Annotated in this window: 1 rRNA gene; it reads left to right on the top strand. The window is 58.0% G+C overall.

The features are described 5' to 3' along the window. Positions 1-26: 26 nt before the first annotated feature. Positions 27-1,346, top strand: a 16S ribosomal RNA gene (locus EAO73_RS26925). The last annotated feature ends 1,390 nt before the right edge of the window (positions 1,347-2,736 follow it).

Genomic DNA, 2,736 nt, shown 5'->3' with positions numbered 1-2,736 from the left:
ATGTGTTCCCCGATTACGGGAAAACATTCACGGAGAGTTTGATCCTGGCTCAGGACGAACGCTGGCGGCGTGCTTAACACATGCAAGTCGAACGATGAAGCCCTTCGGGGTGGATTAGTGGCGAACGGGTGAGTAACACGTGGGCAATCTGCCCTTCACTCTGGGACAAGCCCTGGAAACGGGGTCTAATACCGGATAATACTTTCCTCCTCCTGGAGGAAGGTTGAAAGCTCCGGCGGTGAAGGATGAGCCCGCGGCCTATCAGCTAGTTGGTGGGGTAATGGCCTACCAAGGCGACGACGGGTAGCCGGCCTGAGAGGGCGACCGGCCACACTGGGACTGAGACACGGCCCAGACTCCTACGGGAGGCAGCAGTGGGGAATATTGCACAATGGGCGAAAGCCTGATGCAGCGACGCCGCGTGAGGGATGACGGCCTTCGGGTTGTAAACCTCTTTCAGCAGGGAAGAAGCGAAAGTGACGGTACCTGCAGAAGAAGCGCCGGCTAACTACGTGCCAGCAGCCGCGGTAATACGTAGGGCGCAAGCGTTGTCCGGAATTATTGGGCGTAAAGAGCTCGTAGGCGGCTTGTCACGTCGGTTGTGAAAGCCCGGGGCTTAACCCCGGGTCTGCAGTCGATACGGGCAGGCTAGAGTGTGGTAGGGGAGATCGGAATTCCTGGTGTAGCGGTGAAATGCGCAGATATCAGGAGGAACACCGGTGGCGAAGGCGGATCTCTGGGCCATTACTGACGCTGAGGAGCGAAAGCGTGGGGAGCGAACAGGATTAGATACCCTGGTAGTCCACGCCGTAAACGTTGGGAACTAGGTGTTGGCGACATTCCACGTCGTCGGTGCCGCAGCTAACGCATTAAGTTCCCCGCCTGGGGAGTACGGCCGCAAGGCTAAAACTCAAAGGAATTGACGGGGGCCCGCACAAGCAGCGGAGCATGTGGCTTAATTCGACGCAACGCGAAGAACCTTACCAAGGCTTGACATACACCGGAAAGCATCAGAGATGGTGCCCCCCTTGTGGTCGGTGTACAGGTGGTGCATGGCGCGATGCCGTGAGGCGGAGCGAATCTCAAAAAGCCGGTCTCAGTTCGGATTGGGGTCTGCAACTCGACCCCATGAAGTCGGAGTTGCTAGTAATCGCAGATCAGCATTGCTGCGGTGAATACGTTCCCGGGCCTTGTACACACCGCCCGTCACGTCACGAAAGTCGGTAACACCCGAAGCCGGTGGCCCAACCCCTTGTGGGAGGGAGCTGTCGAAGGTGGGACTGGCGATTGGGACGAAGTCGTAACAAGGTAGCCGTACCGGAAGGTGCGGCTGGATCACCTCCTTTCTAAGGAGCATCTAGACCCTGTCAAAGGGGTCCAGAGCCACTACGTCGGCAAATGTTCGACGGTGGTCAGCTCATGGGTGGAACGTTGACTACTCGGCACGGCGAGTTGTTTGGTCACTAGTACTGCTTCGGCGTGGAACGTGTAGGAACAACTGGTCGGGTCGGGCACGCTGTTGGGTATCTGAAGGTACGGGCTCGTTTGAGTCTGTCCTTCGGTTGCCGGCCCCAGTGCAGCATYGCTTCTGCGGTGTGTGATGGGTGGCTGGTCGTTGTTTGAGAACTGCACAGTGGACGCGAGCATCTGTGGCCAAGTTTTTAAGGGCGCACGGTGGATGCCTTGGCACCAGGAACCGATGAAGGACGTGGGAGGCCACGATAGTCCCCGGGGAGTCGTCAACCAGACTTTGATCCGGGGGTTTCCGAATGGGGAAACCCGGCAGTCGTCATGGGCTGTCACCCGCTGCTGAACACATAGGCAGTGTGGAGGGAACGAGGGGAAGTGAAACATCTCAGTACCCTCAGGAAGAGAAAACAACCGTGATTCCGGGAGGCGATGCCGTGAGGCGGAGCGAATCTCAAAAAGCCGGTCTCAGTTCGGATTGGGGTCTGCAACTCGACCCCATGAAGTCGGAGTTGCTAGTAATCGCAGATCAGCATTGCTGCGGTGAATACGTTCCCGGGCCTTGTACACACCGCCCGTCACGTCACGAAAGTCGGTAACACCCGAAGCCGGTGGCCCAACCCCTTGTGGGAGGGAGCTGTCGAAGGTGGGACTGGCGATTGGGACGAAGTCGTAACAAGGTAGCCGTACCGGAAGGTGCGGCTGGATCACCTCCTTTCTAAGGAGCACTTCTTACCGAGCCTTTGCTTGGTCAGAGGCCAGAACACCGGCGAATGTCCGGTGCTGGTAGCTCATGGGTGGAACGTTGACTACTCGGCACAGCACATGAGTCTTCACTAGTACTGCTTCGGCGTGGAACGTGTAGGTGAATGGGCTGGGTCGGGCACGCTGTTGGGTATCTGAAGGTACGGGCTCGTTTGAGTCTGTCCTTCGGTTGCCGGCCCCAGTGCACTCACCTGGTAAGGGTGGGGTGATGGGTGGCTGGTCGTTGTTTGAGAACTGCACAGTGGACGCGAGCATCTGTGGCCAAGTTTTTAAGGGCGCACGGTGGATGCCTTGGCACCAGGAACCGATGAAGGACGTGGGAGGCCACGATAGTCCCCGGGGAGTCGTCAACCAGACTTTGATCCGGGGGTTTCCGAATGGGGAAACCCGGCAGTCGTCATGGGCTGTCACCCGCTGCTGAACACATAGGCAGTGTGGAGGGAACGAGGGGAAGTGAAACATCTCAGTACCCTCAGGAAGAGAAAACAACCGTGATTCCGGGAG

The organism is Streptomyces sp. col6, from assembly GCF_008042035.1.
Taxonomy (GTDB): domain Bacteria; phylum Actinomycetota; class Actinomycetes; order Streptomycetales; family Streptomycetaceae; genus Streptomyces.
Note: the sequence above shows the minus strand (reverse complement) of the source record. Positions and strands in the feature narration are given on the sequence as shown.